Genomic DNA, 3,483 nt, shown 5'->3' with positions numbered 1-3,483 from the left:
GCGAGACCGTGCTGGTGTCCAACACCTCGATCGGCCCGACCGACAACACCTGGCTCGCGGGCCCCCAGTTGGGCCGGGACGCCGAGGCGCTGTACCAGAACATGAGCAGGACCTACGGCGGCCGGTGATCACGGCGGTGCGTGATCGCGGCGGTGCGTGATCGCGGCGTTCGCTGATCCGCGCAAGGGAGACGGCCCGCCCCCAGCTCATGAGCTGGGGGCGGGCCGTCTCCCTTGCGCGCGGAACCGCGGGCCGTTGACTCAGCCGGCGGTCGGCGTGGGCACGAACGGTGTGAGCTCCGCCGCCAGTTCCTCGTGCACCCGCACCTTGAGCAGGGTGCCCTCCGCGGTGTGCTCCTCGGAGATCACCTCGCCCTCGTCGTGGGCGCGGGCGACCAGCTTGCCGTGCGTGTACGGCACGAGCGCCTCGACCTCCACGGCCGGGCGGGGCAGATCGTTGTCGAGGAGGGCGAGCAGTTCGTCGATGCCCTGGCCGGTCCGGGCGGAGACCGCGATGGAGCGCTTCTCCTCCCGCAGCAGCCGCTGGAGCGTCAGCGGGTCCGCCGCGTCGGCCTTGTTGATCACGACGATCTCGGGTACGTCGGTGGCGCCGACGTCCCTGATCACCTCGCGCACGGCGGCCAGCTGCTCCTCCGGGACGGGATGCGAACCGTCCACCACGTGCAGGATCAGATCGGCGTCGCCGACCTCCTCCATCGTGGAGCGGAACGCCTCGACGAGGTGGTGCGGCAGGTGCCGGACGAAGCCGACGGTGTCGACCAGCGTGTACAGCCGTCCGCCCGGCGTCTCCGCCCGGCGCACGGTCGGGTCGAGGGTCGCGAACAGGGCGTTCTCGACCAGCACGCCCGCGCCCGTGAGGCGGTTGAGCAGCGAGGACTTGCCGGCGTTGGTGTAGCCCGCGATGGCGACGGACGGCACCTTGTTGCGCCTGCGCTCCTGGCGCTTGATGTCGCGGCCGGTCTTCATCTCCGCGATCTCCCGGCGCATCTTCGCCATCTTCTCGCGGATCCGGCGCCGGTCGGTCTCGATCTTGGTCTCACCGGGGCCACGGGTGGCGAGTCCGCCGCCCGAGCCGCCGCCCATCTGCCGGGACAGCGACTGGCCCCAGCCGCGCAGCCTCGGCAGCATGTACTGCATCTGCGCGAGCGCGACCTGCGCCTTGCCCTCCCGGGACTTGGCGTGCTGGGCGAAGATGTCCAGGATCAGGGCCGTCCGGTCGATGACCTTGACCTTGACGACGTCCTCGAGGTGGATCAGCTGGCCGGGGCTCAGCTCACCGTCGCAGACGACCGTGTCCGCGCCCGTTTCGAGCACGATGTCGCGCAGCTCCTGGGCCTTGCCGGAGCCGATGAAGGTCGCCGCGTCGGGCTTGTCGCGGCGCTGGGTCACGCCGTCGAGCACGAGGGCGCCCGCCGTCTCCGCCAGGGCGGCGAGCTCCGCGAGGGAGTTCTCCGCGTCCTGCACGGTTCCCGATGTCCACACGCCGACGAGTACGACGCGCTCCAGGCGGAGCTGCCGGTACTCGACCTCGGTGACGTCCTCGAGCTCGGTGGAGAGGCCGGCGACGCGGCGCAGGGCCGCCCGCTCGGAGCGGTCGAGCTGGTCGCCGTCCCGCTCTCCGTCGATCTCGAGGCTCCAGGCGACGTCCGCTTCCATCAGGGCATCGGCCCGGAGGCCCTCGGGGTAGGTCCGCGCGAAGCGCTTGGTGTCCTGGGAAGGGGAAGAAGAGGAGGTCATTGGGTCCTTACGTCGATACGTCGATGGGAGGTCGCAGGGGTGACGGACTACGCCCGTCACCCTTCACAACGCACGGGCCTCCCGGGAGATTCCCGTGACCCGTGCGGTGGCGTCCTGACGATGGTGGCACGGCACGGCACGTCTCGTCACCGTGTTTGTTCCCGGCTCGCGCCCGGTCGATGCACGGCCGGACCGGAACGTTCAGCGGGCTGTGCCGCGGATTCGGGGGCCGTGGGCCTGTGGCCCGTGAACCTGTAGGCCGTGGACTTCTCCGGGGCCCGGTCCGTGGTCTTCCAGTCCGGGTGGCCGGGCATCGGCGGGGTCTTCGCGCCGTGGAGCCAGGCGTTCAGGAATCCGGTCAGGTCGCGTCCCGCGGTGTCGGAGGCGAGCCGGACGAAGTCGGCGGTGGAGGCCGTGCCGTCCCGGTACTGGGTCACCCAGCGCCGTTCCAGGCGGTCGAACGCGGTGCGGCCGATCTCCTCGCGCAGGGCGTACAGCACGAGCGCGGACCCGTCGTACACGATCGGCCGGAAGATGCTGATCTTCTGGCCGGGCTGCGGGGCCTTGGGAGCGGCGGGTGGTCCGCCCTCCGCGCGCCAGCGGTCGGAGGCCTCGTAGGCGGCCTTCATCCGGGCCTCGAGGGACCGGCCGGCCTTCTCCTGCGCGTACAGCGCCTCGTACCAGGTGGCATGGCCCTCGTTGAGCCACAGGTCGGACCAGGTACGGGGGCTGACGCTGTTGCCGAACCACTGGTGGGCGAGCTCGTGCACCATGATCGACTCGATGTACCACGCGGGGTGGGCCGGGTCGGTGAAGAGCTCCCGCTCGAAGAGGGACAGCGTCTGGGTCTCGAGTTCGAAGCCGGTGGAGACGTCGGCCATGAGCAGGCCGTACGTCTCGAACGGGTAGCGGCCGGCCTTGTTCTCCATCCAGGCGATCTGGTCCGGGGTCTTCGCCAGCCACGGCTCGAGCTGTTCGCGGTGGGCCGTGGGGACGACGTCGCGCAGCGGCAGCCCCTGCGGACCGGTGCGGTGCAGGACCGTGGAGCGGCCGATGGACACCTGGGCGAGTTCGGTGGCCATGGGGTGCCGGGTGCGGTACGTCCAGGTCGTCGCCGCCGCGCGCGTGCGGTGGACATGGATCGGCAGGCCGTTGGCGACGGCCGTGTGACCGTCGGGGGCGGTGATGCGGAACGTGAAGAAGGCCTTGTCGGACGGGTGGTCGTTGCACGGGAAGACCAGGTGCGCGGCGTCGGCCTGGTTGGCCATGGCGAGACCGTCCGCGGTGCGCACCCAACCGCCGTCACGGCCCTCGGCGGCCACCGGATCGCTGGTGTGGCGCACGGTGATACGGGTCCGTTCGCCGGCGTCCAGGCCGTTCACGGGCGTGATCACGAGGTCCTCACCGGCGGTGGTGAAGGCGGCTGGGGTGCCGTCGACCTCGACCGAATGGACCGTGCCGTGGGCGAAGTCGAGGTTGATCCGGTCCAGGTCCGTGGTCGTCCGGGCGTCGATCCTCGTGGTGGCCTGGAGCGGCGTGTCGTTCGTGCCGGAGTAGCTGAGGGCGAGGTGGTACGACGCCACGTCGTACCCGGGGTTGCCCAGATACGGGAAGAGACGGTCGCCGATGCCCAGCGGTGTGGCGGGAGCGCTCGCGGCGAGGAGGCAGACGGAGACGGCCGACGCGAGCAGCGCCGCGGACGTCCGCCGCCGGCGGCGGACGTCCG

The 3,483-nt window shown here is 71.2% G+C and carries 2 protein-coding genes; both read right to left on the bottom strand.

The features are described from left to right. Positions 1-260 precede the first annotated feature (260 nt). Complete coding sequence (gene hflX / locus AOK11_RS21160) at positions 261-1,757, bottom strand: GTPase HflX (protein WP_055595300.1); 1,497 nt, start codon at positions 1,755-1,757, stop codon at positions 261-263. 146 nt (positions 1,758-1,903) lie between these two features. Continuing rightward, positions 1,904-3,483: M1 family metallopeptidase (locus AOK11_RS21155; RefSeq protein ID WP_107098640.1), on the bottom strand; the 1,580-nt coding region annotated here is incomplete at its 5' end.

The sequence above is a fragment of the Streptomyces hirsutus genome, assembly GCF_001418415.1.
Lineage (GTDB): Bacteria > Actinomycetota > Actinomycetes > Streptomycetales > Streptomycetaceae > Streptomyces > Streptomyces hirsutus.
Note: the sequence above shows the minus strand (reverse complement) of the source record. Positions and strands in the feature narration are given on the sequence as shown.

Coding starts and splice junctions, on each gene's coding strand:
- hflX (WP_055595300.1), bottom strand. CDS start 1,757: ATGACCTCCTCTTCTTCCCCTTCCCAGGACACCAAGCGCTTCGCGCGG.